This is a genomic window from Rhizobium sp. CFBP 8762 (genome assembly GCF_014841565.1).
In the GTDB taxonomy this organism is placed as follows: domain Bacteria; phylum Pseudomonadota; class Alphaproteobacteria; order Rhizobiales; family Rhizobiaceae; genus CFBP-8762.
In genome coordinates this window covers 136,162-162,663 of sequence record NZ_JACYUD010000006.1, presented here as the reverse complement: position 1 = coordinate 162,663, position 26,502 = coordinate 136,162, and the positions used below count along the sequence as shown (strand labels likewise).

The 26,502-nt window shown below is 55.2% G+C and carries 25 protein-coding genes; 19 read left to right on the top strand and 6 right to left on the bottom strand.

Annotation, left to right across the window (positions count from 1 at the left end; translation table 11 throughout):
- Window positions 1-51: 51 nt before the first annotated feature.
- The 4 genes from cysE to clpA all read left to right on the top strand — a co-directional run bounded on the left by cysE (window position 52) and on the right by clpA (window position 4,316).
- On the top strand, window positions 52-879 hold the full coding sequence (gene cysE / locus IFT84_RS14795) for a serine O-acetyltransferase (protein WP_192120701.1): 828 nt from the start codon (window positions 52-54) through the stop codon (window positions 877-879).
- A gap of 117 nt (window positions 880-996) precedes the next feature.
- A complete protein-coding gene (locus IFT84_RS14790; RefSeq protein WP_192120699.1) occupies window positions 997-1,200 on the top strand; it encodes a DUF3126 family protein in 204 nt (67 codons plus the stop codon).
- 266 nt (window positions 1,201-1,466) lie between these two features.
- Entirely contained in the window at window positions 1,467-1,820 is a 354-nt protein-coding gene (gene clpS, locus IFT84_RS14785) for an ATP-dependent Clp protease adapter ClpS (protein ID WP_192120697.1), read from the top strand.
- A 9-nt stretch (window positions 1,821-1,829) separates the two neighbouring features.
- The gene (clpA, locus tag IFT84_RS14780) at window positions 1,830-4,316 is read left to right on the top strand and encodes an ATP-dependent Clp protease ATP-binding subunit ClpA (protein WP_192120695.1); all 2,487 of its coding nucleotides are present in this window, start codon (window positions 1,830-1,832) and stop codon (window positions 4,314-4,316) included.
- 152 nt (window positions 4,317-4,468) lie between these two features.
- On the opposite strand, the gene IFT84_RS14775 is transcribed toward clpA, so the two are convergent.
- From IFT84_RS14775 to IFT84_RS14760, 4 genes are read right to left on the bottom strand one after another with little or no spacing between them, the layout of a single operon-like run.
- Window positions 4,469-4,894, bottom strand: coding sequence for an HIT family protein (locus IFT84_RS14775; protein ID WP_192120693.1), 426 nt, complete (start codon window positions 4,892-4,894; stop codon window positions 4,469-4,471).
- A 9-nt stretch (window positions 4,895-4,903) separates the two neighbouring features.
- On the bottom strand, window positions 4,904-6,082 hold the full coding sequence (locus tag IFT84_RS14770; RefSeq protein ID WP_192120691.1) for a GNAT family N-acetyltransferase: 1,179 nt from the start codon (window positions 6,080-6,082) through the stop codon (window positions 4,904-4,906).
- Window positions 6,083-6,094: 12 nt separating this feature from the next.
- On the bottom strand, window positions 6,095-6,820 hold the full coding sequence (locus IFT84_RS14765; protein ID WP_192120689.1) for a glycerophosphodiester phosphodiesterase: 726 nt from the start codon (window positions 6,818-6,820) through the stop codon (window positions 6,095-6,097).
- Entirely contained in the window at window positions 6,820-7,284 is a 465-nt protein-coding gene (locus tag IFT84_RS14760) for an Atu1372/SO_1960 family protein (protein ID WP_192120687.1), read from the bottom strand. The genes IFT84_RS14765 and IFT84_RS14760 overlap by 1 nt, the downstream gene beginning before the upstream one ends.
- Window positions 7,285-7,549: 265 nt before the next feature.
- Here IFT84_RS14760 and IFT84_RS14755 point away from each other — a divergent pair, with 265 nt between their 5' ends.
- The 14 genes from IFT84_RS14755 (at window position 7,550) to lpxB (ending at window position 21,780) form a co-directional block, all read left to right on the top strand.
- Window positions 7,550-8,368: a cell envelope integrity EipB family protein gene (locus IFT84_RS14755; protein ID WP_192120685.1), complete on the top strand. Its 819-nt coding sequence runs from the start codon at window positions 7,550-7,552 to the stop codon at window positions 8,366-8,368.
- A 166-nt stretch (window positions 8,369-8,534) separates the two neighbouring features.
- Complete coding sequence (rpsB, locus tag IFT84_RS14750; protein ID WP_192120683.1) at window positions 8,535-9,308, top strand: 30S ribosomal protein S2; 774 nt, start codon at window positions 8,535-8,537, stop codon at window positions 9,306-9,308.
- Window positions 9,309-9,532: 224 nt separating this feature from the next.
- Complete coding sequence (gene tsf / locus IFT84_RS14745; RefSeq protein WP_192120681.1) at window positions 9,533-10,456, top strand: translation elongation factor Ts; 924 nt, start codon at window positions 9,533-9,535, stop codon at window positions 10,454-10,456.
- Window positions 10,457-10,632: 176 nt separating this feature from the next.
- Window positions 10,633-11,355 (top strand): UMP kinase, encoded by a 723-nt coding sequence (gene pyrH, locus IFT84_RS14740; RefSeq protein ID WP_192120679.1) that lies wholly within the window; start codon window positions 10,633-10,635, stop codon window positions 11,353-11,355.
- Between the two features lie 41 nt (window positions 11,356-11,396).
- A complete protein-coding gene (gene frr, locus IFT84_RS14735; protein ID WP_192120677.1) occupies window positions 11,397-11,957 on the top strand; it encodes a ribosome recycling factor in 561 nt (186 codons plus the stop codon).
- A 50-nt stretch (window positions 11,958-12,007) separates the two neighbouring features.
- Complete coding sequence (locus tag IFT84_RS14730; RefSeq protein ID WP_192120675.1) at window positions 12,008-12,754, top strand: isoprenyl transferase; 747 nt, start codon at window positions 12,008-12,010, stop codon at window positions 12,752-12,754.
- Window positions 12,751-13,581, top strand: coding sequence for a phosphatidate cytidylyltransferase (locus tag IFT84_RS14725; RefSeq protein ID WP_192120673.1), 831 nt, complete (start codon window positions 12,751-12,753; stop codon window positions 13,579-13,581). The genes IFT84_RS14730 and IFT84_RS14725 overlap by 4 nt, the downstream gene beginning before the upstream one ends.
- 72 nt (window positions 13,582-13,653) lie before the next feature.
- Window positions 13,654-14,787 carry an RIP metalloprotease RseP gene (gene rseP, locus IFT84_RS14720; protein WP_192120671.1) on the top strand — a complete coding sequence of 378 codons (1,134 nt, stop codon included), beginning with the start codon at window positions 13,654-13,656 and terminating at the stop codon, window positions 14,785-14,787.
- A gap of 239 nt (window positions 14,788-15,026) precedes the next feature.
- Window positions 15,027-17,369 carry an outer membrane protein assembly factor BamA gene (gene bamA, locus IFT84_RS14715; protein ID WP_192120669.1) on the top strand — a complete coding sequence of 781 codons (2,343 nt, stop codon included), beginning with the start codon at window positions 15,027-15,029 and terminating at the stop codon, window positions 17,367-17,369.
- Window positions 17,370-17,416: 47 nt separating this feature from the next.
- The gene (gene lpxD, locus IFT84_RS14710) at window positions 17,417-18,478 is read left to right on the top strand and encodes a UDP-3-O-(3-hydroxymyristoyl)glucosamine N-acyltransferase (protein ID WP_192120667.1); all 1,062 of its coding nucleotides are present in this window, start codon (window positions 17,417-17,419) and stop codon (window positions 18,476-18,478) included.
- Window positions 18,471-18,938 (top strand): 3-hydroxyacyl-ACP dehydratase FabZ, encoded by a 468-nt coding sequence (gene fabZ, locus IFT84_RS14705; protein WP_192120665.1) that lies wholly within the window; start codon window positions 18,471-18,473, stop codon window positions 18,936-18,938. Before lpxD ends, fabZ begins: the two co-directional genes overlap by 8 nt.
- Before the next feature lie 2 nt (window positions 18,939-18,940).
- Window positions 18,941-19,747: an acyl-ACP--UDP-N-acetylglucosamine O-acyltransferase gene (gene lpxA, locus IFT84_RS14700; protein ID WP_192120663.1), complete on the top strand. Its 807-nt coding sequence runs from the start codon at window positions 18,941-18,943 to the stop codon at window positions 19,745-19,747.
- Entirely contained in the window at window positions 19,748-20,614 is an 867-nt protein-coding gene (locus IFT84_RS14695; protein WP_192120661.1) for an LpxI family protein, read from the top strand.
- Window positions 20,611-21,780, top strand: a complete 1,170-nt coding sequence (gene lpxB / locus IFT84_RS14690) for a lipid-A-disaccharide synthase (RefSeq protein WP_192120659.1) — start codon at window positions 20,611-20,613, stop codon at window positions 21,778-21,780. Before IFT84_RS14695 ends, lpxB begins: the two co-directional genes overlap by 4 nt.
- A gap of 14 nt (window positions 21,781-21,794) precedes the next feature.
- Here the strand turns inward: lpxB and gltA are convergent, their stop codons facing one another.
- Window positions 21,795-23,084: a citrate synthase gene (gene gltA / locus IFT84_RS14685; protein ID WP_192120657.1), complete on the bottom strand. Its 1,290-nt coding sequence runs from the start codon at window positions 23,082-23,084 to the stop codon at window positions 21,795-21,797.
- 249 nt (window positions 23,085-23,333) lie between these two features.
- On the opposite strand from gltA, the gene IFT84_RS14680 reads away from it, so the two are divergent.
- Window positions 23,334-25,832, top strand: a complete 2,499-nt coding sequence (locus IFT84_RS14680) for a ComEC/Rec2 family competence protein (protein ID WP_342212879.1) — start codon at window positions 23,334-23,336, stop codon at window positions 25,830-25,832.
- Here the strand turns inward: IFT84_RS14680 and lexA are convergent.
- Entirely contained in the window at window positions 25,786-26,481 is a 696-nt protein-coding gene (lexA, locus tag IFT84_RS14675; RefSeq protein WP_192120655.1) for a transcriptional repressor LexA, read from the bottom strand. The genes IFT84_RS14680 and lexA overlap by 47 nt on opposite strands.
- Window positions 26,482-26,502 lie beyond the last annotated feature (21 nt).

Sequence of the window (26,502 nt, the reverse complement as noted above, 5' to 3'; positions counted from 1 at the left end):
CTATATTCCGATCCAATCTTGAAAGACGTTGTTAAAACGGGGAGAGCGGCAATGGTCGCCACACCAGAATTACGCCAGACCGACGCGCTTGCCGTCATGGACCCCATCTGGGATACCATGCGGCAGGAAGCGCGGATTGCTTCCGAACAGGATCCCCTGCTGGCGGCGTTCATCTACTCTACGATCATCAATCACCACTCACTGGAAGACAGCGTTATCCATCGCATCTGTGAGCGGCTCGACCACCCGGACCTGCAAGCCAATCTGCTGCGCCAGACATTTGAGGAAATGCTGGAAGACTGGCCGGAATGGAGCACGGTTCTTCGGGTAGACCTGCAAGCTTTCTATGATCGCGACCCCGCGTGCACCCGATTTATCGAGCCGCTATTGTACTTCAAGGGGTTCCACGCAATTCAGACTCATCGCTTGGCGCACTGGCTGCGCAATCGCGGTCGTCGTGACTTTGCATTGTACTTGCAAAGCAGGTCGTCCAGCATCTTCCAGACGGATATCAATCCCGGTGCCCGTATCGGCAAGGGGGTGTTTCTGGACCACGCAACCGGTCTCGTGGTCGGCGAAACCGCGGTCATCGGGGACAATGTATCCATTCTGCATGGGGTTACGCTGGGTGGAACCGGCAAGGAAGGCAGCGACCGGCATCCCAAGATCGATAACGGTGTGCTGATCGGCGCTGGCGCTAAAATTCTGGGCAATATCCGTATCGGGTACTGCTCACGCATTGCAGCCGGCTCGGTTGTGTTGAAAGAAGTGCCGCACAACAAAACGGTGGCCGGTGTTCCTGCGCGCGTAGTGGGTGAGGCCGGATGCTCCGAGCCCTCGCGCGCCATGGATCAGGTGGTTGCCAATTTCGATATTTGATTTCGGAATCGCTGAAATTCACTGGGGCAACTGCGCGGGAGACACGGAGCGGGGTTTACACATCTTCCCCAGCCGTGCCAAAAGCAGCATCCCATATACAAAAATACGGAGACGAGCGTGAAGCCGGAAGATATCAAGAAACTCGAAGCGTATTTCAAGCGCACGTTCAATCAGGCGATCGTCATCAAGGCCCGCCCGAAGAAGGATGAGTCGGCTGAAGTTTACTTAGGCGATGAGTTCTTGGGCGTGATCTTCCGTGATGAGGAAGATGGTGAGCTGTCCTTCAATTTCTCCATGGCTATTCTGGATATCGACCTGTGAGCCAGCACTGTCGCTAGCCATATCTGAACCTCAGATTCGGGAACTGCCTGACCGGCTGCGATGTGCGTGGCCGGTTTTGTTTTTTCACGAGACTTGCGGCGCAACGGGATGTGCATCACACTTGGCACGGACAGAGGATAATGTTGAAGAGGTGAACCCCGGCACTTAAAATCGGGAAAAGAATAACTAGATTATGCACCATGTACGCGGCACACTCGCTACGGTGTCCCTGATTTTACAGGGTAGCAAACAGGGAATGACAGAGAATGATCGCACTGCCGGTCCAGATGAGCGAGGGTGATGACAAGAACGGCGGCAATGCCAATCGCGGCACCTCCGTAATCACCCGGACAAAGCCGAAGACGAAAAAGCCGAGCCTCTACCGCGTTCTGATTTTAAACGACGACTACACGCCGATGGAATTCGTGATTCATATACTGGAGCGTTTTTTCCAGAAGGATCGTGAAGCGGCAACCCGGATCATGCTTCATGTTCATAACCACGGCGTGGGCGAATGCGGTGTGTTCACATACGAGGTTGCCGAAACGAAAGTGGCACAGGTGATGGATTTTGCCCGCCAGCATCAGCATCCATTGCAGTGTGTCATGGAAAAGAAATGAGGAACGAACGTGCCAACATTTTCAACCAGTCTTGAAAAGGCGCTTCATCAGGCTCTGACTTTGGCCAATGAGCGCCATCACGAATTTGCAACGCTGGAGCATCTGCTGCTGGCGTTGATCGATGATGCAGACGCCGCGGCAGTCATGGGCGCTTGCAACGTCAACTTCGAAGCGCTGCGCAAAGTCGTGTCCGATTACGTGGATAACGATCTCGCCAATCTGGTTACCGGATATGACGAGGACTCCAAGCCCACGGCAAGCTTTCAGCGTGTCATTCAGCGGGCTGTGATCCACGTCCAGTCCTCCGGTCGCGAAGAAGTGACCGGTGCCAATGTGCTGGTCGCTATCTTTGCCGAGCGCGAAAGCCACGCCGCCTACTTCCTGCAAGAGCAGGAAATGACGCGCTACGATGCGGTTAATTTCATCTCCCATGGAATTGGCAAGCGTCCGGGTGCGTCTGAATCGCGGCCTGTGCGTGGCGCGGAGGACAGTGATGCCGAGCCGAAGGCAAGCGGCGCGCGCGATGCCGAGGACGGTCCTGCCAAGAAGCAGGATGCGCTCACGGCCTATTGCGTGAACCTGAACGAGAAGGCGAAAGTCGGAAGGATTGATCCGCTGATCGGACGCCACGCCGAAGTGAACCGGACCATTCAGATTCTATGCCGCCGCTCCAAGAACAATCCGCTCTATGTGGGCGATCCCGGCGTGGGCAAAACGGCGATTGCCGAAGGTCTGGCAAAGCGCATCGTTGAGAAGAAGGTGCCGGAAGCCCTTCAGGATGCAACGATCTTTTCTCTCGACATGGGAACGCTGCTTGCGGGCACGCGCTACCGTGGTGATTTTGAAGAGCGTTTGAAACAGGTCGTGAAGGAACTGGAAGAGTATCCGGGCGCGGTGTTGTTCATCGATGAAATTCATACCGTCATCGGTGCCGGTGCCACATCGGGTGGGGCGATGGACGCCTCCAACCTGTTGAAGCCTGCGCTGTCTTCAGGACAAATTCGTTGCATTGGATCAACCACTTACAAGGAATACCGTCAGTTTTTTGAGAAGGACCGCGCTCTTGTGCGTCGCTTCCAGAAGATCGATGTGGCGGAGCCGACAGTGGATGACGCCATCGAGATCATCAAGGGTCTGCGGCCCTACTTTGAAGAGTACCACAAGCTGAAATATTCCAACGAAGCCATCAAGTCGGCTGTGGAACTTTCGGCTCGGTACATCAATGATCGCAAGCTGCCGGACAAGGCTATCGACGTGCTGGATGAAACGGGTGCTGCACAAATGCTTCTGCCTGCCGGCAAGCGTCGCAAGCTGATTACGGAGCGGGAAATTGAAGCGACCATCGCGACGATGGCTCGTATCCCTGCAAAAACCGTATCGAAGGATGACGAGACGGTGCTTGCCAATCTTGAGCAGGAACTGCGCTCGGTCGTGTACGGTCAGGATCTGGCGATTGAAGCCCTGTCGTCGGCTATCAAGTTGGCGCGCGCCGGTCTGCGTGAGCCGAACAAGCCCATCGGCTCCTATGTCTTCTCCGGCCCGACCGGCGTCGGCAAGACCGAAGTGGCCAAGCAACTGGCGGCATCGTTGGGTGTGGAACTGCTGCGCTTCGACATGTCGGAGTATATGGAGCGGCACACGGTTTCGCGTCTGCTCGGTGCACCTCCCGGCTATGTCGGCTTCGATCAGGGTGGTCTGTTGACCGATGGCGTGGATCAGCATCCGCATTGCGTATTGCTGCTCGACGAAATCGAAAAGGCCCATCCGGACCTGTTCAACATTCTGTTGCAGGTCATGGATCACGGCTCGCTAACGGACCATAACGGCAAGAAGATCGATTTCCGCAACGTCATTCTGATCATGACGACCAATGCGGGCGCTGCCGATATGGCACGGGCAGCCATCGGCTTCGGGTCTTCCAAGCGTGAGGGTGAGGATGTGGAGGCGTTGAACCGCCTGTTCACACCTGAGTTCCGCAACCGTCTGGATGCCGTCATCCCGTTCGGCTCGCTGCCGACACCGGTGATCCACAAGGTGGTGCAGAAGTTCGTCATGCAGCTTGAAAGCCAGTTGGCCGAACGCAACGTGACATTCGACCTGCACGAGGATGCCATCGCTTGGTTGTCCGATAAGGGCTATGACGAAAAGATGGGTGCTCGTCCGTTGTCGCGGGTCATTCAGGAAAACATCAAGAAGCCATTGGCCGATGAAATCTTGTTTGGCAAGCTGAAGAAGGGTGGCGTCGTCAAGGTGACGATTGGCGAAAAGGAAGATGGAAGCCGGGGTCTGATCCTGGAATCTATTGCCGAAACCGCACCTATTCGTCCAAAGGCAGAAGTGGTGCGGCCAGCCCGCAAAGCTTCAAAGCCGAAGAAGGCACTTGAGGCAGAAACGGTCTCTGCCGAGCTGACGGAACCGAGTGCCGAAGGTGAACCGGATAGCAATTCTGATGCACCGCGCAAGAGCGCTGTGCCCAAGGTGCCTCGCAAAAAGTAAGCAATAAAAATGCCGGGCCAATCGCCCGGCATTTTTTTGAGCATAATCCGACCGGAGTGAAACGAGGATCGATAAGATTATGCTTACAAACAAAGGGGTTAGAGCGCCGATCTGATTCAATCAGATCGAATTGCGCTCTAAAATCTATTCGATCAGTTACCCAGCACGCCCTTCAACTGTTGCGCATGGGTTGCCAGCACATCCTTGTCCTCCATGCGACCGGAATGGCGGTTGAGTTCCACGCCTTCATGGCGCGGTATGACGTGGAAATGCAGGTGGAAAACCGACTGGCCACCAGCCGCCTCGTTGAACTGCATGACGGTAATGCCGTCCGCTTCAAAGGCGGTCTTGGCAGCATTGGCGATTTTCTGCACGACAGGAATTAATAACGCCAGCACATGGGGGTCGGCATCCAGCAGGTTGCGCGAAGGCGCCTTGGGAACCACCAGAACATGGCCGGGTGCCTGCGGCATGACATCCATAAAGGCTATCGCGACATCGTCCTCGTAAACCGTATAGGAGGAAATTTCGCCACGCAGGATTTTTGCAAAAATATTGGTGTCGTCATACGTTGTCATGAAGTCTCCTTAATCGTCCTGTTGCCGCTCGCCTTTTCGGAAAGGGCTGTGCTCCGTCAGTATTTCAGAAATCTGTTCTACTTCGGCCCGCTCACGCGACAGGTAATCCCTGATGGCCCGCGCCAGTCCGGGGTGAGTGATGTAATGGGCCGAATGGGTGGTAACCGGCAGATATCCTCGCGCCAGCTTATGCTCACCTTGAGCGCCGGCTTCGACACGCGCCAGTTTGTTTGCAATCGCGAAGTCGATCGCCTGATGGTAGCAAACTTCGAAATGCAGGAACGGATGATCCTCAATGGCACCCCAGTGGCGACCGTAAAGTGCGTCCGATCCAATGAAATTGATGGCGCCTGCGATATAGCGCCCTTCGCGCTTTGCCATGACCAACAGAATATCGTCGACCATGCGCTCACCAATCAGCGTATAGAAAGCCCGCGTGAGGTAAGGCCGGCCCCATTTGCGGTTGCCGGTATCGGTGTAAAACGCAAAGAACTGATCCCAGATGTTTTCCGTCAGGTCGTTGCCGGTCAGCCATTCAATGCTGATGCCGTTTTCCAGCGCAGCGCGCCGTTCTTTCTTCAGTGCCTTGCGTTTTCGCGACGCAAGCGTCTCCAGAAAATCATCGTGGGATGTGTAGTTGTCATTGATGAAATGAAACTGCTGGTCCGTGCGATGCAGAAAGCCTTCGCCTTCAAGCCCTCTTATTTCGTCTCTCGGAACGAACGTGACATGCGCCGATGAAATATCGTTCTGGCCAGCCATCTCTTTCAAGCCGGTTGCCAGAATGCTGCGCACCCTGTCTGAGTCCTCTCCAAGGGCGTAGAGAAGTCGCGGTCCGGTCGCCGGCGTGAAGGGTACCGAGCATTGCAGTTTCGGGTAATAGTCGCCGCCTGCACGCTCAAAGGCGTCTGCCCAGGCATGGTCGAACACGTATTCACCTTGGCTGTGGTTCTTGAGGTAGCAGGGCACCGCGCCGAGTAGCCGCCCATCGTCATCCTCCAGCAAAAGATGCTGGCCGAGCCAGCCGGTTTTTGCGGTGGCCGACCGGGACTCCTCCAGGGATGACAGATACGCATGCGAAACAAAGGGATTATAGGGGATGCCGGGCTGGTCTTTGCCAGCCCCGGCCAGAGTTGCCCATGCTAAGCGGTCGATGGATTTGAACGAGGTTTCGATACGAATCTTCATGGGCGAGTCCGTTCACACAGTTGCAATCGTCCTCGGGTCGAAACCTTCAAACGTCATCTGGTCTGCGTGCCTGAAGGTGTGGGCCATTGCCGCCTCGTCACGCACCGTCCATGTAATGACTGGAATTGCGTTGTCACGGGTCTGCGTGACAAAAGGATTGGGCAGATGCCCATAATGATAGGAAACGAAATCAAGCCCCAGCGCCATAGCCTCGGCATGGCTGCTGAAAGCCTGCTCCGTATTGCCTTCCGCGGTCAGGCCAATGGGGCAGGGTGGAGCCATTCCCTTGAGATCGGCCAGCAGCCAGTGATCGAAACTCATCAGGCCAATGGGACCGCGATAATCCTCGATGGATTCCAGTACGCTGGCAGCAAAGCCTTCGTCATCACCTGCTCGGCCTTTGAGCTCCACAATCACCGGCACGCGCCCCTTCACCAGCCGCAGCAACTGACGCAGTGTGGGAACCTTGTCGGAGGTTCCGCCTACATGAACCAGACCGAGTTCACCCGCCGTCTTGGCGCGGATATCGCCCTTCACGCCGCATAGGCGTTCCATGTCATCATCGTGGAAGACGACAGGTACGCTGTCGGCGCTGTACTGCACATCGCATTCTATGGCGAAACCAGCCTCCACGGCACGGGTGGCGGCCGAAAGCGTGTTTTCCCAAATGGTCTTGTTCATATCGTGATAGCCACGGTGGGCTATCGGCTGCGCTTTCAGAAAGCCTGCATCATGCATCAGGCGATTTCCACGATGGCATCGATTTCCACAGCGGCGTTGAAGGGCAGGCCGGCAACGCCGACCGCCGCCCGTGCATGAATACCCGCATCACCAAGGATATTGACAAGGAGGTTGGAGGCTCCGTTGATAACGAGATGATGCTCGGAAAACTCCGGCGCAGAGGCAACAAAGCCGGTAATTTTCACCAGCCGCTTGATACGCGAAAGGTCGCCGCCAAGCGCTGCCTTCACCTGTGAAAGAATGTTGATGGCGCAGAACTCTGCCGCCCGCTGGCCGTGGGCCACGTCCACATCGCGGCCTAGAAGGCCGGTAACGCCAATACGGCCATTATCCAGCGGCAGCTGGCCCGAGATATACAGCATGGAGCCGCTGATGACATAGGGCACATAGTTTGCAACCGGCGAGGCGGCCTCCGGCAGTACGATCTTCAGTTCCTGAATACGCTTATCGATATCGGACACAGTATGCTCCTTGGGTGGCTTTGCTCACATGTGGGTCACTTAAAGAGATGCAAGCAACTCACATTGTTTTTTGGCGCAGAATGATGCAAGCAGATCGCCGCTGCATAATTCTTTAATCGGAATCGATTCAAAGATAAATTATGCAGCAGATAATAACGTTACAGCGTCCTTTGCGCATCATCTTTGATGTGCGGCGCTGTAATGCCTCGCTTGCGCCCTATCTCGTTCTTATATCATCGCGGTGAAGTCCAACAGGAGGAAACGCATGTTTCGCTCAACCTTTGTCACCGGTTTTTGTCTGTTTGCGGGCCTTGCCGGTGTTGCGCCATCGGGCGCGGCCGCTGCAACGCTCGTACCCCATCGCGCGGTCTATGATTTGCAGCTGAAAGACGCGTCCGAGCGTTCCGGGATCTCCTCCATGTATGGACGAATGGTCTATGAGTTCAACGGCTCGGCCTGCGAGGGCTACACGGTGAGTTTTCGATTCGTGACACAGGTGGATACCGGCGATGAGGCCCGGCTGACGGATCAGCAGACCACGACATTCGAGGATGTGCGCAAGCGCAGCTTCAGGTTCCTGACCCGCTCTTTTACCGATGAAAAGCTGGACAAGGAAGTGCGCGGCTCTGCCAATCGCGCGGCCAACGCAATCAGCGTAGACATTACCGAGCCAGCCAAGAAAAAGGTGGAACTGACACCGAGCTTGTTTCCGACAGAGCACATGATGGATGTCATCAAAAAAGCTCGGGAAGGCCAGTCCTTCTTTGAGGCACGGGTGTTCGATGGCTCCGATTCCGGCGACAAGGCCATGTACACGACGACGGTGCTCGGCAAGCTCGAAACGCCCAAACAGAATGACGCAGATGCCGACAAGGCGGGCACGCTGTCCGCGCAGTCCTACTGGCCGGTGACCATTGCTTACTTTACCGATGACAACACCAGCGACGCCCTGCCGATCTATCGCATGTCGTTCAAGCTCTATGAGAATGGCGTGACACGTGACCTGACCATGGACTACGGCGACTTTGTGCTGTCCGGCCACCTTGCCAATCTGGAGTTGTTCAAGGAACAGGCTTGCAAATAAGCTTGGGTACAGACTTGATTTGCGAGGGTTTTGCGCGTATGTGCGGCCCATTCCACACGTAAGGTTTTGGGATGATTCCGGGAGAAATCGGAATTGTTCCGCCGGTGGCACGGTTTGAATCGTGCTGTTTGCCTTGCGGAGGTTCAACCGGAAAAGGAGAAAAGGCATGGCATTGCCTGATTTTAGCATGCGCCAGCTGTTGGAAGCTGGTGTTCACTTCGGTCACCAGACTCACCGCTGGAACCCGAAAATGAAACCGTACATCTTCGGCGATCGTAACAACGTTCACATCATCGATCTTGCTCAGACCGTGCCGCTTCTGTCGCGCGCGCTGCAGATCGTCAGCGACACTGTTGCCAATGGCGGCCGCGTCCTGTTCGTTGGCACGAAGCGTCAGGCTTCGGAAATCATTGCAGACGCTGCAAAGCGTTCCGCACAGTACTACGTCAATGCGCGCTGGCTCGGCGGCATGATGACGAACTGGAAGACAATTTCCAACTCCATTCAGCGTCTTCGCAAGCTGGACGAAATTCTGTCTTCGGAAGCACAGGGCTTCACCAAGAAAGAGCGCCTGAACCTTGAGCGCGAGCGTGAAAAGCTCAACCGCGCACTTGGCGGTATCCGCGATATGGGCGGCGTTCCTGACCTGATGTTCATCATCGACACAAACAAGGAATCGATTGCAATCGAAGAAGCCAAGCGTCTTGGCATTCCGGTCGTTGCCATCATCGACTCTAACTGCGATCCGGACCAGATCGATTTCCCGATCCCCGGCAACGATGACGCATCCCGCGCTATCTCGCTGTACTGCGACCTGATTTCGCGTGCAGCACTGGATGGTATCGCTCGTCAGCAGGGTTCGTCCGGTCGCGATATCGGCGCGTCTGCTGAAGTTCCTTTCGAGCCTGCGCTCGAAGAAGCTGAAGCACCAGCAGCTTAAGGCCTGGCTCACGAGCTTGCTCGGAGCAATTCGATATGTTGACGAGGCCGTTTGCGACAAATTGGAGTAAACGGCCTTTTCCTATTCCGGCAGGTTGGCATTTTGTCACTCCCGGTCGGCGCGCGTCACAGCGCTGTCATGGTCCGGGGTAAACCTGTTTAAACCCAGCGGACGCCGCTCCCGTGAAGAGTAGGCTGGCCCGCGACACGATATATGAGGCAAAGATGAGCATTACCGCTGCAATGGTGAAGGAACTGCGCGAAACGACTGGCGCAGGCATGATGGACTGCAAAAAGGCGCTTGGCGAAACCAATGGCGACATGGAAGCAGCCGTTGACTGGCTGCGCGCCAAGGGCATCGCAAAGGCTGATAAGAAGTCCGGCCGTACCGCCGCTGAAGGCCTGATCGGCATTGCCAGCGCTGGCACAAAGGCTGTGGTTGTTGAAATCAACTCCGAGACCGACTTCGTTGCCCGCAACGATGCGTTCCAGGATATCGTTCGTGGCGTTTCCAAAGTTGCACTCGACACTGACGGCTCCGTAGACGCCATTGGCGCTGCAACATACCCTGCCACAGGCAAGGCTGTATCCGAAACGATCACGGACGCGATTGCGACAATCGGCGAAAACATGTCGTTGCGTCGCGCCGTTCAGCTTTCGGTTACCGATGGCGTTGTTTCGACCTACGTCCACAATGCGGTTGCTGATGGTCTCGGCAAGCTTGGTGTTCTGGTGGCCCTACAGTCCACAGGCGATAAGGATGCGTTGAACGCAATCGGTCGTCAGATCGCCATGCACATTGCTGCCACCAACCCGCTGGCTATTCGCTCCGAAGACGTCGATGCCGCCGTTGCAGAGCGTGAGCGCAACGTGTTCATCGAGCAGTCGCGTGCTTCCGGCAAGCCGGATGCCATCATCGAAAAGATGGTTGATGGACGTATGCGCAAGTTCTTTGAAGAAGTTGCACTTCTGTCGCAGGCCTTCGTGATCAATCCTGACCTAACGGTTGCTGCTGCCATCAAGGAAGCGGAAAAGACCGTTGGTGCACCGATTGAAGTGACCGGCATTGCGCGTCTGCTTCTCGGCGAAGGCATTGAAAAGGAAGAGTCCGACTTTGCTGCTGAAGTGGCAGCGGTCGCCAAGGGCTAATCGACCAGCCATCAGCTTTCCCAGGAAATGCTTGGAAATGTCAGGGCATCGCGTGACAACGCGGTGCCCTTCGTGTATCCGGCAACGCTTAGGAGATCATGTCAGCATGGATCGCCTGCGCGCACTGCCCGCGCCACACCAGTAATTTTACGATCTACGCCGCTTCAGGAGTCATCATGTCGGTCCGACCAATCTACAAACGCGTGCTGTTGAAGGCCTCCGGCGAAGCACTGATGGGTACGCAGGGCTTCGGAATTGACGTCACCATCGTGGATCGCATCGCGGGTGATATTGCGCGCGCCCGTGCCATGGATGTTGATGTCGGCGTCGTGGTCGGCGGCGGCAACATTTTCCGTGGTGTTGCCGTGGCCTCCAAGGGTGGGGACCGAGTAACTGGCGACCATATGGGCATGCTGGCAACCGTCATCAACGCGCTGGCACTTGCAACCTCGCTTCGCAAGCTTGGGGTGGACACAGTTGTTTTGTCGGCCATCGCCATGCCTGAGATCTGCGAGAGCTTTTCCCAACGGGCGACCTTGCACCATATGGCGCAGGGCCGGGTTGTCATTTTTGCAGGTGGTACCGGCAATCCGTTCTTTACGACCGATTCTGCCGCCGCGCTACGTGCGGCCGAAATTGGCGCCGAGGCTATCTTCAAGGGTACGCAGGTGGACGGCATCTATTCAGCCGATCCGAAGCTTGATCCACTGGCAACGCGCTTCGAGCGCTTAACCCACAGCGAAGTTCTTGATAAGGGCCTCGCCGTCATGGACGTTGCGGCGGTGGCCTTGGCACGTGAAAACTCCATTCCGATCATCGTCTTCTCAATCCATGAGAAAGATGGTTTCACGGAGATATTGACCGGCGGCGGCCGGGCAACCATTGTAACCGACAATTGAATGAAAGCCGGCCTGGCCGGTGGCTATAACGGAGTACTATGATGAGTGAAGGTATCGACCTGAATGATCTGAAACGCCGGATGGACGGAGCTGTATCGGCGTTCAAAAGCGATATTGCATCGCTACGCACCGGCCGCGCATCAGCCAACGTGTTGGATCCTGTCATGGTGGAGGCCTATGGCGCGCGCACACCGCTCAATCAGGTGGCCAACATTACGGTTCCAGAACCGCGCATGCTGGGCGTGTCGGTTTGGGACAAATCGATGGTGGGCGCGGTCGAGCGGGCAATCCGTGAGTCGAATCTCGGTCTGAACCCTATTATCGACGGCCAGAATCTGCGCATTCCCCTTCCTGAACTGAACGAGGAGCGCCGCAAATCGCTGGTAAAGGTCGCGCATGACTACGCCGAGAAGAGCAAGGTTGCCATCCGCCATGTGCGCCGTGACGGTATGGAAGACCTGAAAAAGGCTGAGAAGGACGGCAAGATTGGCCAGGACACCAGCCGAAGCCAGTCTGAAAAAGTTCAAAAGATGACGGATGAGATGATTTCCGATGTTGACCGCTTGCTTGCCGACAAGCAAAAAGAAATCATGCAGGTCTAGCTGCCTGACCTTTAAACCCCTTTGAGCGTGTCCCCTACTTGAGCGTGTCTATGACAAATCTGACGGCAGGTCCGGTTCCACAACACGTTGCCATCATCATGGATGGCAACGGCCGTTGGGCCAAGGCACGTGGCCTGCCGCGCACCATGGGGCATCGCAAGGGTGTCGAGGCTGTTCGCGAAACCGTCAGAACGGCTGCCTCAGCGGGTATCCAGTATCTGACGCTCTATGCTTTTTCATCGGAGAACTGGCGCAGGCCCGAAAGTGAGGTGACTGACCTCATGGGCCTGCTGAAAATGTTCATCCGGCGTGATCTGGCCGAGCTTCATAAAGAAAATGTGCGTATCCGCATCATTGGTGACAAGGTCCAGTTGCGCAGCGATCTGTTGCCGCTGCTGCTGGAAGCGGAAGAAACAACGCGCGGCAATACCGGTATCACGCTGGTTATTGCGTTTAACTACGGTTCACGGGATGAGATAACCCGCGCAGTGCAGCGCTTGGCCAGCGATGTTGCAAACGGGTTGCTTGCGCCGCATCAGATAACAGCGGAGCATCTAAGCGCAACCCTTGATACGCAGGGCATTCCTGATCCGGATTTGGTAATCCGGACCAGTGGGGAAGAGCGATTGTCGAACTTTCTGCTCTGGCAGTCGGCTTATTCCGAACTGATGTTTCTGCCAGACTTCTGGCCGGACTTCAGCCGCGAGACCTTTCTAAAGGCTCTGGAATCATATGCCTGTCGGGATCGACGCTTCGGCGGCGTGGATGAAACAACACGAGCGGTCGGGTCCGTATGAAATCAGAGCTTCAGCTGCGCGTCCTCTCCGGCGTTGTCATGGCATTCCTGACACTGACCTTGACATGGCTGGGCGGCACCTTCTTTTCCGTGTTTTCCGCGCTGATCGGCCTGTTGATTTTCTATGAGTGGTCCACAATTACAGCAGTCAAACAGGATCGGGCGAATGCGATCTATGGCTGGGTAGCACTGCTCGTCATCTGCCTTCTCGTCTCGGTGTTTGCATTTCTGTGGGCGTTCGCTGCACTTGTGATCTTTACCGCAGCAGCGTGGGTCTGGGCGAAGGTTCGGCAACAACGCTACTGGTTGCCGATGGGCATCTTCTACGCTGGCTTTAGCGCTTTGTCTCTGGCGTCGATTCGCGGAGACGATACCGCTGGGCTGATAGCCATGCTCTTCGTGTTTGCGATTGTCTGGACAACGGACATATCGGCCTATTTTGTAGGTCGTGCAGCGGGTGGTCCCAAGTTGGCACCGCGCATTTCGCCCGGAAAAACATGGTCTGGCGCTATCGGCGGCGCGTTTTTTGGCACGCTGGCCGGTGTCGGCGTTTACATGCTCAACTACCCATTCCTGGGTATATCCATTGTCATTCTGGCACTGTCGCTTTCGGTCTTCAGCCAGATCGGGGATTTGTTTGAATCGTTTATCAAAAGACGTTTCAGCGTCAAAGACTCAGGACATATGATTCCCGGTCACGGCGGCATCATGGATCGGGTGGACGGGCTGGTGTTTGCATGTTTTGCTGCCTTTCTCGTCGCCAGCGTCCTGGATTACATTTTCCATGGCGGCGCTCTTCCCATCGCAGCAACGTTGCTGAACCCATAACCGCGTGGAAAACATAAACAGCTTGGCCATAATCGTGCTAGGATGTTTGTAACGACAAATCTGGATACATGCATGGACAGTCTGCTGCAGCTTTTGGGCCTGTTTACCGGGTACATAGTCCCGTTTTTGATCGTGCTGACACTTCTAGTGTTTGTGCATGAGATGGGTCATTACCTCGTCGGCCGCTGGTCCGGTATCAAGATTCTGGCGTTCTCGGTTGGGTTTGGTCCGGAAATCCTTGGCTTTACCGATAAGCACGGGACTCGCTGGAAGCTCAGTGCCATTCCCCTTGGCGGTTACGTCAAGTTTTTCGGTGACGAAGACGCGGCCAGCACGCCGGACTACCGACGGCTAGACACCTATTCAGACGACGACCGCAAACGCACCTTTCTGGCTGCGGCCCTCTGGAAGCGGGCGGCAACCGTTGCGGCTGGCCCCATCGCCAATTTCCTCCTTGCTATCGCTATTTTCGCGGTGATGTTCTCCATCTATGGCAAGTCGGTCGCCGATCCCATCGTGGCCGAGGTCCAGCCGAACAGTGCTGCGGCTGCCGCAGGCGTCACTCCCGGGGATCTTCTGTTGAAACTGGACGGTGAGCGCGTCTCGACGTTTGACGATGTTCGTCGCTACGTCAGCGTCCGGCCGGAGATGCCCATTGTCGTGACTGTGCGCCGCAGCGGAGCTGATATCGACTTGCCGATGGTGCCGCAGCGCACGGAAATTACCGATCAGTTCGGCAATAAGATGGAAATGGGCATTATCGGTATCGTCACCAATCAGGAAAAGGGAAATTTCCGCGTTGAGCGCTACGGACCCGTCGAAGCTATTGGGCAGGGCGCCTTACAGAGCTGGCATATCGTTACCGGCACATTCGATTATCTCTCCAATCTGGTTATGGGACGCATGAAGGCCGACCAGCTTGGAGGGCCGATCCGGGTCGCGCAGGCATCCGGGCAGATGGCCACGCTAGGCGTTGCTGCGCTGCTGCAACTGGCTGCGGTTCTCTCTGTATCGATTGGCTTGTTGAATCTCATGCCGGTGCCGGTTCTGGACGGTGGTCATCTGATGTTTTACGCCATAGAAGCCGTTCGCCGGAAGCCTGTGGGACCGGCTGCACAGGAAATTGCGTTTCGGATTGGTATGGCTATGGTCTTGTCACTGATGGTCTTTTCGACCTGGAATGACGTGTCGAGGTTCTTCCAGTAGGCGGCTTTATCCACAGGCCGAACGAGTTTGCTGACTGGTTCTGCAAACTTCGCTTGGATTGAAACGGTTTATTAACGATAATTCCACGCAGTAGTGTCCGTTTTGACACTGTGCGTTTTGAAGTAAACAGAAATTAACGCGCTCCCTTGCTTGTATGTAAAAAGCAGTTAAAACGGCAAGCGTGACCGGAGTCGGTAAGAGTTCGCTACGGGACATTGGGAAAAAGGTAAAAAGTGAACATGAAAGCTGGTTCAAGATTTTTGAACGCTGTGTCGGCGGTTGCTCTGTCTGCTGGTGTTGTCGCAACAGGCTCCACTGTCGTAACGCTGGCCAGTGCCACTGCAGCGCAAGCAGCCGTAATTCAGCGCGTCGATGTGCGTGGCGCCACACGGGCCAGCTCGGAAACGGTTCGCGCAAACATCACCATTGTCCCCGGTAAGACATTCAGCAACAGCGACATCGACGAATCGGTCCGCCGGTTGTTCTCCACCGGGTACTTCTCCGATGTCCGTATTACGGTGTCCGGCAGTACGCTTGTCGTGTCGGTTTCCGAAAACAAGCTGGTCAATCAGGTCGTTTTTAACGGCAACAAGAAGATTAAGGACGAGAAGCTTTCGCCGATCGTTAAGACCCAGCCTCTGGGGCCCTACAGCGAGACTGCGTTGCAGGGTGACATTCAGGCCATCCGTGATGCCTACTCAGCCATTGGTCGTAGCGACGTGCAGGTTACAACGCAGGTCGTTCCCATTGGTGAAGGTCGTGTCAACGTAGCGTTTGCGATCAATGAAGGTGAGCGCACGAAGATTTCGTCGATCAACTTTGTCGGTAACGAGGCCTACAGCAATAGCCGTCTGGAAGCTGTGATCGTGACCAAGGAGTCCGGTCTGCTGTCGTTCCTGACGCGCAAAGACGTTTATAGCGAAGAGAAGCTGCGTGCCGACGAAGAACTGCTCCGTCAGTTCTATTACAACCGTGGCTATGCGGATTTCCGCGTTGTGTCCTCGAACGCTGTTCTGGATGAAACGACAAACCAGTACGTTATCACCTACACCCTTGAAGAAGGGAAGCGTTACGACTTCGGCGACGTGAATGTCGAATCTACGGTCGAAGGCGTCAATGCCGATGAATTGAAGGGTCTTGTCGAGACCCGTGCCGGTCGCGTCTACAGTGCGAAGGACGTGCAGGAATCGATCTCGAATATTTCCAAGCGTGTTGCAGCCGAGGGATATCCTTTTGCGCGTGTAACGCCTCGTGGGAACCGCAACTTCGAAACCAATACCATTGCCGTTGATTATCTGGTTGATCAGGGCGAGCGTGCCTATGTCGAGCGCATTGAAATTCGCGGTAATACGCGTACGCGCGATTACGTTATCCGTCGCGAGTTCGATATGAGCGAAGGCGATGCTTTCAACCAGGAAATGATTGCGCGCGCCAAGCGCCGCCTGGAAGCACTGGGTTACTTCTCGTCCGTGAACATCACGACGGCGCAGGGGTCTGCCGGTGACCGTGTCGTTATCGTTGTAGACGTACAGGATCAGTCGACCGGTTCGTTTGGTATTGGTGCAGGTTACGCAACGGGCAACAACAGTGGCGTGCTGCTGGAAGCCTCGGTTGAAGAAAAGAACTTCCTTGGTCGCGGTCAATTCATTCGTGTTGCCGCCGGTGGCGGCAAGGATACACGTACGTACAACGTATCCTTTACCGAACCCTACTTCCTTGGTTACCGTCTGGCCGCTGGCTTTGACGTGTTCGCAAACGAAAACGACTATGAAGACAACTACAGCTACGAGGATCGTGGTTTCAGCTTGCGCGTCACTGCGCCAATCACGGAAAAGCTGTCGACCACGCTGCGTTACAACTACACGAGCCTGGAATACAAAACCGGCAACCTGACGACGGTTTCAACGCCGTTCCGCAATCTGGTCGGCCGTGATCTGGTTCGTTCGTCGGTATCGCAGAGCTTCACCTACAACACGCTTGACGACGCGACATTGCCTCGCGAAGGCATCATTGCGACGTTCACACATGAATTTGCTGGCTTGGGCGGAGACTCCGATTTCTACAAGATCAGCGGTAAGGCGAAAATCTTCCAGTCCTTGAACGATGAAGCCGATATCATCGGTTCGTTGTCGGGAAGCGCCGGACATGTATTCGCGACAAACGACAATCTCTATGTCTACGACCAATTCATGATTGGCGGCAACGAGGTTCGCGGGTTTGAGCGTAATGGTATTGGTCCGCGTATTCTAAGCTCGAATGGTGTAGCATTGAGAGATGCTGTCGGTGGTACGACCTATTTCGCAGCGTCGGCTGAGGCGACTTTCCCAATTCCAGGGATTGCTCGTGATGCCGGTTTCCGCGGCGCCGTTTTTGCTGATGCGGGTACGCTCTACGGCAACGATACGGTTATCGGAAGCGACACGCTGGTTGGTAGTAGCAGTGCGTTGCGTGCATCCGTCGGTCTTGGTGTAATCTGGGCGTCGCCATTCGGTCCGCTTCGTTTCGATTACGCATTCCCGATTGCGAAGGAAGATTACGACAAGACGCAGAACTTCAAGTTCGGCATGTCCTCGCAATTCTAATGAGGCAGTCCAGAACTGCGTTGTAACTGTTCTGGAGTGTCCGGTGCATGGAATACAATAGCTTTTTTCCGCCTCGCCAAGGCGTAACTTTGTCCGAGTTGGCGGCTCATATTGGCGCGGAGTTAAGTGATAACAGTGCGGCCTCGGTTGTTATAACCGGGGTGGCTCCTATCGCCCGGGCTCAACCGGGCGAAGTCTGCTACGTTTTGTCTCGGCGCAACAGAGATGAACTGAAGACGTGCAACGCGTCGGCAATTATCTGTGACGAGTCACTCTCCAGTATCATGCCGGAAGGCGTACCTCTTCTCCTCACTGCGCGTGCCCATACTGCTTTTGCTGTGGCAGGTGCGTATTTGTATGAAAGTGCAATGCGGCCAGCCGTCATCGGGGAGGCAATGATCTCGCCGCAGGCGTTTATTGATCCGACCGCCGTGCTTGAAGATGGGGTGCATGTCGAACCTTTCGCGACCATTGGCCCACATGCGGAAATTGGTCGGGGTACACGAGTTGGCGCATCTGCTGTGATTGGCGAGGGCGTGCGTATCGGTCGCAACTGCACCATTTCACCCAATGTCAGTGTCCTCTGCGCCTATATCGGAGATCACGTTATCCTCCATCCCGGTGCGAGGATTGGTCAAGACGGCTTCGGGTACGCCCCTGGACCCCGGGGCGGGATGATCAAGATTGTTCAGATTGGCCGAGTCATCATACAAGACCATGTGGAGATCGGTGCGAATACCACCATAGACCGTGGAACGATGGACGATACCGTTATTGGCGAAGGGACCAAGATCGACAACCAGGTTCAGATTGGTCACAACGTCCAGATCGGTCGCTCATGCGGCATCGTTGCAAAGGTTGCAATTGCCGGTAGCACCCGGATTGGTAACGGTGTCATGATTGGTGGCGCGGCGGCAATTAACGGTCATATCTCGCTTGGCGATGGGGTACAGATTGCAGCCATGAGCGGCGTTGTATCCAATGTGCCGGCCGGGGAGAAATATGGTGGTATTCCCGCCAGACCGATGCGGGATTTTCTCAGAGACATTGCGGAGATCGCGATGCGTTCCAGTAATAAATCGAAAAAGACGGAAGGTCGCAATGACTAACGATGTGAAAACAGCCTTGGCGACGGCGGATATACGTGAAATATTGACACTGCTGCCGCATCGTTATCCTTTCCTCCTGGTGGACCGGATTATCGAGATTGACGGTGATGAATCTGCCATTGGGATCAAGAATGTAACGGCCAATGAGCCGCATTTCATGGGTCATTTTCCTGAGCAACCAATCATGCCCGGTGTTCTTTTGGTCGAAGGAATGGCGCAGACTGCAGGCGCTATTTGTGCGCGAAAGACAGGCGATGGAACCAATCTTGTCTACTTCATGACGATTGATAATGCCCGTTTCCGCAAACCTGTGGTTCCCGGTGACCGGGTAGAGTTTCATGTCAAAAAACAGAAGCAGCGCGGCAGTATCTGGAAGTTTCATTGCGATGCAAAAGTTGACGGGCAATTGGTAGCAGAAGCTGATATCGGGGCGATGATTGTCGCAAGAGAAGATAGCTAAATATGATTGCTGCGAGTGCAAAAATTCATCCGCTTTCCGTTGTCGAAGATGGTGCGGAAGTCGGTGAGAACGTCGTCATTGGTCCTTTCTGCCACGTTGGCCAGAAAGTTGTTCTTGGTGATAAAGTAGAGCTTCTAAGCCACGTGGTTGTCATCGGCAGAACCCAGGTCGGGAGCGGAACGAAGATTTTTCCCTCGGCGGTCATTGGCGGAGACTCGCAAAGCGTTCATCATAGCGCGGAGAATACGCTGCTGAAGATTGGCAGCAATTGCACGATCCGCGAAGGCGTAACGATGAACACCGGAACGGTGGAGCATGGCGGCGAAACCGTGGTTGGAAACAACAACCTCTTCCTCGCCTACGCCCATGTCGCGCATGATTGCCGGCTTGGCAACAATATCATTCTATCCAACAACGTTATGCTGGCGGGTCACGTCACCGTGGGTGATCGCGCAATCCTTGGTGGCGGTTGCGCCGTTCACCAGTTTACCCGGGTGGGCAATAATGCATTTGTTGGTGGCTTGTCGGCGGTCAGCTATGATCTGATACCCTATGGAATGCTGAACGGAAATCCGGGGGTTCTCGGTGGTTTGAACATTGTCGGCATGACCCGTCTGGGTTTTGAAAAGCCTGTTCTGCATACCGTTCGTCGGGCTTACAAGCAGATCTTTGAGGGTCCAAAGTCCATTCGTGAAAATGCCGCCGCTGTCCGCGACACATACCTTGATTGCCCCCCCGCGCTCGAAATTCTGGATTTCATAGCCCACGAAGGGGACCGGGCCCTGTCGTCGCCAAACAGGAAGCGATAGATGGAACGGGAGGCGGGGCCGGAGTCACGTCGCCTTGGGATCATTGCCGGAAGTGGATTTCTTCCCCTATACGTCGCTCAGGCGGCAAGGGCCAATGGGGAAAATCCGTTCATCATCGCCTTGAAAGACGAGGTAGACCGGGACTGGGGTGATTTCCAGCATGTGAGTGCTGGGATTGGTGATTTTGCAGCCATCCGAACGATTTTCGCCGAGCACTCCATTGATCGTGTCGTGCTCTCGGGCGCGGTGCAGCGCCGTCCCCATTGGAAAGACATTCGGCCTACGCTGCGCACCCTCCGCAAGATCCCGTCGGTTCTGGCGACCTTGCTGGCCGGGGGTGATGACAGTGTTTTAAAGATGGCCATTGAATTGATTGAGGCGAGCGGCGCAAGGGTCATTGGCGTCCACGAAATTGTCCCCGAACTTCTGGCAGAGATTGGTCCGCTGGGAACGCATCAGCCGAACACTTTCGACTTGAACGATATTCGGGTGGCGGCAAGCGCAGCCGATGCGATTGGCAAGCTTGATATCGGGCAGGGGGCAGTGGCAGTTGGGGGGCGGGTTGTCGCTCTTGAGGGGCCGGAGGGCACGGATGCCATGTTGCAGCGGGTCGCTGAGCTGAAAGCGTCCGGACGTATCCCTGCACACCGGAAAGGTGTGCTGGTAAAGCTCTGCAAGACGAACCAGGATATGAGAGCGGATTTGCCGTCTATCGGGCCATCGACCATCGCGGGCGCGGAAGCAGCTGGCCTTGCTGGGATTGCCGTTGAGGCGGGAAGGGCGCTTGTGTTGGAGCGCGAGACGACTGTGGCCGCTGCCAACGCAGACAATGTGTTCCTGACAGGTATTGAACGAGGCAAACTATGACGTCTCAATCGCTAAAGGTTGCAGTGATCGCTGGCGAGGTGTCCGGCGATTTGCTGGGTGCAGACCTGATCGCATGTATAAAGGAACAATGCGAGGGTGATGTTTCGGTTGTGGGCGTTGGGGGAGACGCGATGACTGCACAAGGGTTGCGGTCGTTGTTTGATTACTCTGAGTTGTCCATCATGGGCATATCGCAAGTTCTGGCAAAGTTGCCGTCTCTCTTGAAGCGTATCAAGCAAACCGCTGATTTCTTGGTAAATGAAAAGCCGGATGTTCTGGTGATCATCGATAGTCCTGACTTTACCCATCGCGTTGCAAAGCGGGTAAAGAGCAAACTACCAGATCTACCGGTGATCAATTATGTTTGCCCAAGCGTATGGGCATGGAAGCCCGAGCGGGCACCCCGTATGCGCAGCTATGTTGATCATGTGTTGGCTTTGCTTCCCTTTGAGCCGGAGGCTATGCGTGCTTTAAACGGCCCGCCGACTACCTATGTGGGCCATCGCTTGACCAACGACACAGCGTTGTTGAGGGCACGAGATGAGAATGCATCGCGAGCGCCTCAAACAGATAAAGTCTGCTTACTGCTCCCCGGTTCAAGACGAAGCGAGATAGACCGCCTGCTTCCGGTCTTTGGTGATGTTGTGGCGCAGTTGAGTCAGCGTCGACCAGATATACATTTCGTTCTTCCCGCTGTTCCCAGGCAGGAGCAGCGTGTGCGGGAACTCGTGGAATCCTGGAGCGTAAAACCCGACATTGTTGTGGGGACTGAGGAAAAGTGGAAGGCGTTTGCGCAGGCGGATGCAGCCATTGCTGCGTCTGGGACGGTTATTCTGGAACTGGCACTAACGGGAATCCCTGTCGTCTCCGTGTATAAGGTCGACTGGTTGATCAAGCTTATGCACATGAGGATCAATATCTGGACCGCAGCACTTCCGAACCTCATTGCTGATTACACCATCATTCCTGAATATGTGAATGAGGTTGTGCGTCCGGGTAGTCTTTTGCGCTGGGTTGAGAAACTGGTGGATTCGACCGATCAACGTCGAACCATGGTGAACGGCTATCGAGATGTTTGGGATCGAATGCAGACGGAGCGTCCACCGGGAGCCACTGCAGCGGCAATTGTTTTGGACTATGCAAACAAAAAACCCGGTCATCTCTGACCGGGTTTTTGTTCTTATCGTTCCGCAACGGGGATGTAATCCCGTTTCGGCTCGCCAACGTAGAGCTGGCGTGGGCGGCCAATGCGCTGTTCAGGGTCTTCAATCATCTCGTTCCACTGTGCAATCCAGCCAACAGTCCGGGCCAGCGCGAACAACACGGTAAACATTGTGGTGGGGAAGCCGAGCGCCTTCAGCGTGATTCCCGAGTAAAAGTCGATGTTGGGGTACAGTTTCTTCTCGATGAAATACTCATCAGTCAGTGCGATACGCTCCAGCTCCATGGCCACAGCAAGCAATGGATCATCGTTATGGCCCAGTTCCGCCAGCACTTCGTGTGTTGTTTTCTGCATGATCTTGGCGCGCGGATCGTAGTTCTTGTAAACACGATGGCCAAAACCCATAAGCCGGAACGGATCGTTCTTGTCTTTCGCCTTGGCGATATATTCCGGGATACGATCGACTGAACCGATTTCCGCCAGCATATTCAGTGCTGCTTCGTTCGCGCCGCCATGGGCCGGACCCCAGAGGCAGGCAATGCCAGCCGCAATGCACGCAAACGGGTTTGCGCCGGACGAGCCCGCAAGGCGCACGGTCGACGTCGAAGCATTCTGCTCGTGGTCAGCGTGAAGGATGAAAATTCGATCCATGGCGCGCGCCAGCACCGGATTGACGACGTACTCTTCGCACGGAACCGCAAAACACATGCGCAGGAAGTTTGAGGCGTAGTCGAGATCATTCTTTGGATACACGAATGGCTGGCCGACATGGTACTTGAATGCCATCGCTGCAAGCGTCGGCATTTTTGCAATCATGCGAAGGCTGGCAACCATGCGCTGGTGCGGGTCGGTAATATCCGTCGAGTCATGGTAGAAGGCCGAAAGTGCCCCCACACAACCGCACATGACAGCCATGGGATGTGCGTCACGGCGGAAGCCCGTGAAGAAGCGGGACATCTGCTCATGGACCATGGTGTGGTGTGTGACGCGATGATCAAAATCGCTTTTTTGTGTCTTGTTCGGCAGTTCGCCGTAGAGCAGCAGATAGCAGACTTCGAGAAAATCGCCACGCTCGGCCAATTGTTCGATTGGGTAGCCCCGATGCAGGAGAACGCCTTCGTCACCGTCGATATAGGTAATCTTTGATTCACAGGACGCAGTGGAGGTGAAACCGGGGTCATAGGTAAACGCTCCGGTCTGCTTGTACAGCGTGCCGATGTCTACGACGTCGGGGCCAATCGAGCCAGATCGTACAGGCAGTTCCACAGACCGCTCGTCCAATGTGACGCTTGCGCTTTTAGTTGTCATGAAGACCCTCCGTTTAGAGCAACCGGCGTTAGCACGCCGTATTTGGAACGTTGGAATTTGCTATCTGATTTCGGCTGTCATGCCAAGCGGCGAAAGGGTTTAACGCTGACTTACCTCCGATGCGGTTGGTGATAAAACAGGCACATTCCCCTTGCGCCCTACACCCTTTCCTTACACTACTGTATATAATAGACATGACTAATGAAAAGCGGAAGGCAGGAATCAGGCTGCTATCGGGGTGGGTGACCGGTGCCTAAATCTGAGCAAATTGCCGATATGCCGGATTGCTTGCGCGTCGCGTCTCCCGCTGCGCAAACGGCAAAAGCTCCCCAGTTTCAGGCTGGCGATGCCGAGGAGCCTCCAGATGCTGTCCCCTATGGCGCGTGGTCGACAACGTTGCGATTCTGGTATTCGCAGGAGATCGACTACGGGCACAGGTTTCTGTTCATCCCCTTTTGGCTAGGCCTTGGTGCATTCTGGTGGTTTGCGCTTTTAAATCCGCCGAAGATATTCATTGTGACGGCATTGGCATGCGCTGTCGGCATGGCTGCTATTAGACGGACGCATACCGATGGGTTTATTCATGCCTGTTTGATTTCTGTAATATTGTTTCTGCTGGGCGCGGCCTTGGCTATGTTTCAAACCCATCGCTCGTCGACCGTCATTCTCGATCAGTCTGTGACAACTCTTGTATCCGGGTTTGTCACAGCGCGGGAAATCGATGAGCGTGGACGTATCCGGTATACAGTGACACTGACCGAGACTGATGATCCGGTTTTGAAACGATTGCCGAGTTCAGCCACGCTGATCGCACGTACACGCCATGATCCCGTTGACATTGGTGGAGGGATTACTGGACGAGCGCGTTTGTCACCGCCGTCCGGGCCAGCACTGCCTGGACTGAACGATTTCGCGTTTGCGAGTTTCTTCCGGGGCATTGGTGCTGTCGGCTACTTCTATGGTGCGCCGAAAGCCAAACCCGTTGCAAGGAATGCCACCGTCTTTAGACATGCGCTGGAAGACATGCAGGCTCGTGTTCAAGGTATGCGGATTGCGATTGGAGATCGTATTCGCGGAACGATCGGTGGGGATGCTGGCGCGATTGGTGCAGCGCTGATCACCGGAGAAGAGCGCTCTATCAGCCGTGATGCGCTGAGTGCGCTCCGTGACTCTGGTCTGGCGCATGTTCTGGCGATCTCAGGGCTTAACATGGCTCTGGCCGCTGGGACCTTTCTCGTTGGCGCGCGCGCTGTACTCAGCTGCATTCCGGGGTTGGCGCACCGGTTTTCTATTAAAAAAGTTGCGGCCATCGGCGCACTCATTATGGTAACGGCATACATTCTGATTTCCGGAGCCGCAGTGTCAGCAGTGCGAGCCTGGATCATGATCTGTATCATGCTGATCGCCACGCTGTTTGATCGCCCATCGATCAGCCTGCGCAACGTCGCTCTATCAGCCATCATTATCCTCGTTATCACGCCCTCGGCGGTCACCGGCCCGGGCTTCCAGATGTCATTTGCAGCAACGCTCGCGCTTGTCGCCGGATATGCGCGGTGGCGTATTAGTGAGCCAGCTGAGGGAACTTCACAACATTTGCCGCGCCTCTTTCAGGTGTTGCGGACAGTCAAAATTGCAGCGGCAGGACTGTTCATCAGTTCGCTCATCGGAGGCGTATCTACTTTGATCTACGCAGCCGGTTATTTCCACAGCATCCCTGCGTACGGTTTGGTTGGTAACGTCGTAACGATGCCGTTGATCAGCATTGTCATCATGCCTTGCGCGCTGATAGCGATGCTGTTGATGCCGCTTGGACTGGATACCTATCCGCTTCTCCTGATGGGCGCTTGTCTAGACATGGTGCTGCTCGTCGCGCTGGAAGTAGCGTCGTGGGGCGGACAGACATTGACAGGACGAATCCCCGCTCTCGCCTTCTTTTTCATCGGTACCGGCGGCATTGTTGCGTGCCTTTTTCGGACGCGCCTTTCGCTGATAGGCGTGGCAATGATCCTGTCTGGTATCCTGGCGCTGATTCTCAGTGCGCGTGCCGAACGCCCCCATGTTCTGGTATCGGAGGATGGAAAGCTGGTTGGTTATCTCAACGACGCCGGGATCGCCACCAACCGGTCCAAACCGCCGGAATTCATCTACGACCAGTGGCGCAAAGCGCTGATTATTGAGGAGACTTTTGCACCTGTTGTTCAAACGGCAACCGGCATCATTGTTTCGTCAGCAAAGTCAAAGGAAAGGCTTACTCTGTCGCAGCGTGATATTCAGATTATCCGAAAAGACATCGCGGCTGTGTTCGAAAAAGGTCCTACCCGATCCTTCACCTGCGCTAAAAACCTTTGGTGCGCCGGTATCACCGAGCGCTCCACTAAAATTATCTGGTTCGAGCAGCCTGCTTTGGCTGACACTGCCTGTGATCTGGCAGATATTGCCGTTACCCCATCGATGTTACGAATGAATAAGTGCCGCACAGGTGCAAAACTCATTAGCGGTCGAACGCTTCGACAAACGGGAGCGCTGGAAATTTACGCGGGAACTTCCGCGAACGGTCGAGCCCAACTTCATATAATACCAGCAATCCAATCGCTGAACCGACCGTGGAACCGCCACAGAGCGTATGACTGGCGTACCAACAGCTATGTTGAGCAAGGGGAAGGTGAGCAGGAGAAGGCTGAACTGTCTCCTGCTCCAACCTTTAGTGATATCGACGCACCAGACCCACAAGCTTACCCTGAACCTTGACGCGATTGGCGTCTAAAACACGGGTCTCGTAGGCAGGATTGGCTGCTTCGAGTGCAATCTCGGAGCCCTTACGGCGGAAACGCTTCAGCGTCGCCTCTTCCTCATCTACCAGGGCAACGACAATTTCACCCGGGCTGGCATTGCTGCCATTGCGAATAATGACGGTGTCGCCATCAAGAATACCGGCGTCAATCATTGAATCGCCTTTAACTTCCAACGCGTAGTGCTCTCCAGGACCAACCATTTCGAGCGGCACGACGATGTCATGTGTGATATTCTGAATGGCGGAAATGGGAACACCTGCTGCAATGCGACCCATGACAGGCAATGAAACCGATCCCGCAGAGGTGCTATCGGTCTTCGGTGTGTCCTTCTTGTCCGGCTGAGAGGCCACCACCGAAAGCGACGGTGCGGTGGGGGCAGGGCGGGTATAGGCTTCGGGCAATTTAATGATTTCCAGAGCACGCGCTCTGTTTGGCAACCGACGGATAAACCCGCGCTCTTCCAAAGCCGTGACAAGCCGGTGAATGCCTGATTTCGAAGCCAGATCCAGTGCAATCTTCATTTCATCGAACGATGGCGATACGCCCGACTCCTTAACTTTCTCATGGATAAAGAGCAAAAGTTCCTGCTGCTTGCGCGTCAACATATCTCAGCCTCCTGAATCGCG

Excerpts from the sequence above, each read along its gene's own strand:
- cysE (WP_192120701.1), top strand. The coding sequence starts at position 52 with ATGGTCGCCACACCAGAATTACGCCAGACCGACGCGCTTGCCGTCATG.
- IFT84_RS14775 (WP_192120693.1), bottom strand. The coding sequence starts at position 4,894 with ATGACAACGTATGACGACACCAATATTTTTGCAAAAATCCTGCGTGGC.
- lpxD (WP_192120667.1), top strand. The coding sequence starts at position 17,417 with ATGGAATACAATAGCTTTTTTCCGCCTCGCCAAGGCGTAACTTTGTCC.
- rseP (WP_192120671.1), top strand. The coding sequence starts at position 13,654 with ATGGACAGTCTGCTGCAGCTTTTGGGCCTGTTTACCGGGTACATAGTC.
- IFT84_RS14765 (WP_192120689.1), bottom strand. The coding sequence starts at position 6,820 with ATGCATGATGCAGGCTTTCTGAAAGCGCAGCCGATAGCCCACCGTGGC.
- lpxA (WP_192120663.1), top strand. The coding sequence starts at position 18,941 with ATGATTGCTGCGAGTGCAAAAATTCATCCGCTTTCCGTTGTCGAAGAT.
- IFT84_RS14755 (WP_192120685.1), top strand. The coding sequence starts at position 7,550 with ATGTTTCGCTCAACCTTTGTCACCGGTTTTTGTCTGTTTGCGGGCCTT.
- frr (WP_192120677.1), top strand. The coding sequence starts at position 11,397 with ATGAGTGAAGGTATCGACCTGAATGATCTGAAACGCCGGATGGACGGA.
- IFT84_RS14695 (WP_192120661.1), top strand. The coding sequence starts at position 19,748 with ATGGAACGGGAGGCGGGGCCGGAGTCACGTCGCCTTGGGATCATTGCC.
- lpxB (WP_192120659.1), top strand. The coding sequence starts at position 20,611 with ATGACGTCTCAATCGCTAAAGGTTGCAGTGATCGCTGGCGAGGTGTCC.
- bamA (WP_192120669.1), top strand. The coding sequence starts at position 15,027 with ATGAAAGCTGGTTCAAGATTTTTGAACGCTGTGTCGGCGGTTGCTCTG.
- fabZ (WP_192120665.1), top strand. The coding sequence starts at position 18,471 with ATGACTAACGATGTGAAAACAGCCTTGGCGACGGCGGATATACGTGAA.
- rpsB (WP_192120683.1), top strand. The coding sequence starts at position 8,535 with ATGGCATTGCCTGATTTTAGCATGCGCCAGCTGTTGGAAGCTGGTGTT.
- gltA (WP_192120657.1), bottom strand. The coding sequence starts at position 23,084 with ATGACAACTAAAAGCGCAAGCGTCACATTGGACGAGCGGTCTGTGGAA.
- lexA (WP_192120655.1), bottom strand. The coding sequence starts at position 26,481 with ATGTTGACGCGCAAGCAGCAGGAACTTTTGCTCTTTATCCATGAGAAA.
- IFT84_RS14730 (WP_192120675.1), top strand. The coding sequence starts at position 12,008 with ATGACAAATCTGACGGCAGGTCCGGTTCCACAACACGTTGCCATCATC.
- IFT84_RS14725 (WP_192120673.1), top strand. The coding sequence starts at position 12,751 with ATGAAATCAGAGCTTCAGCTGCGCGTCCTCTCCGGCGTTGTCATGGCA.
- tsf (WP_192120681.1), top strand. The coding sequence starts at position 9,533 with ATGAGCATTACCGCTGCAATGGTGAAGGAACTGCGCGAAACGACTGGC.
- pyrH (WP_192120679.1), top strand. The coding sequence starts at position 10,633 with ATGTCGGTCCGACCAATCTACAAACGCGTGCTGTTGAAGGCCTCCGGC.
- clpS (WP_192120697.1), top strand. The coding sequence starts at position 1,467 with ATGATCGCACTGCCGGTCCAGATGAGCGAGGGTGATGACAAGAACGGC.
- IFT84_RS14770 (WP_192120691.1), bottom strand. The coding sequence starts at position 6,082 with ATGAAGATTCGTATCGAAACCTCGTTCAAATCCATCGACCGCTTAGCA.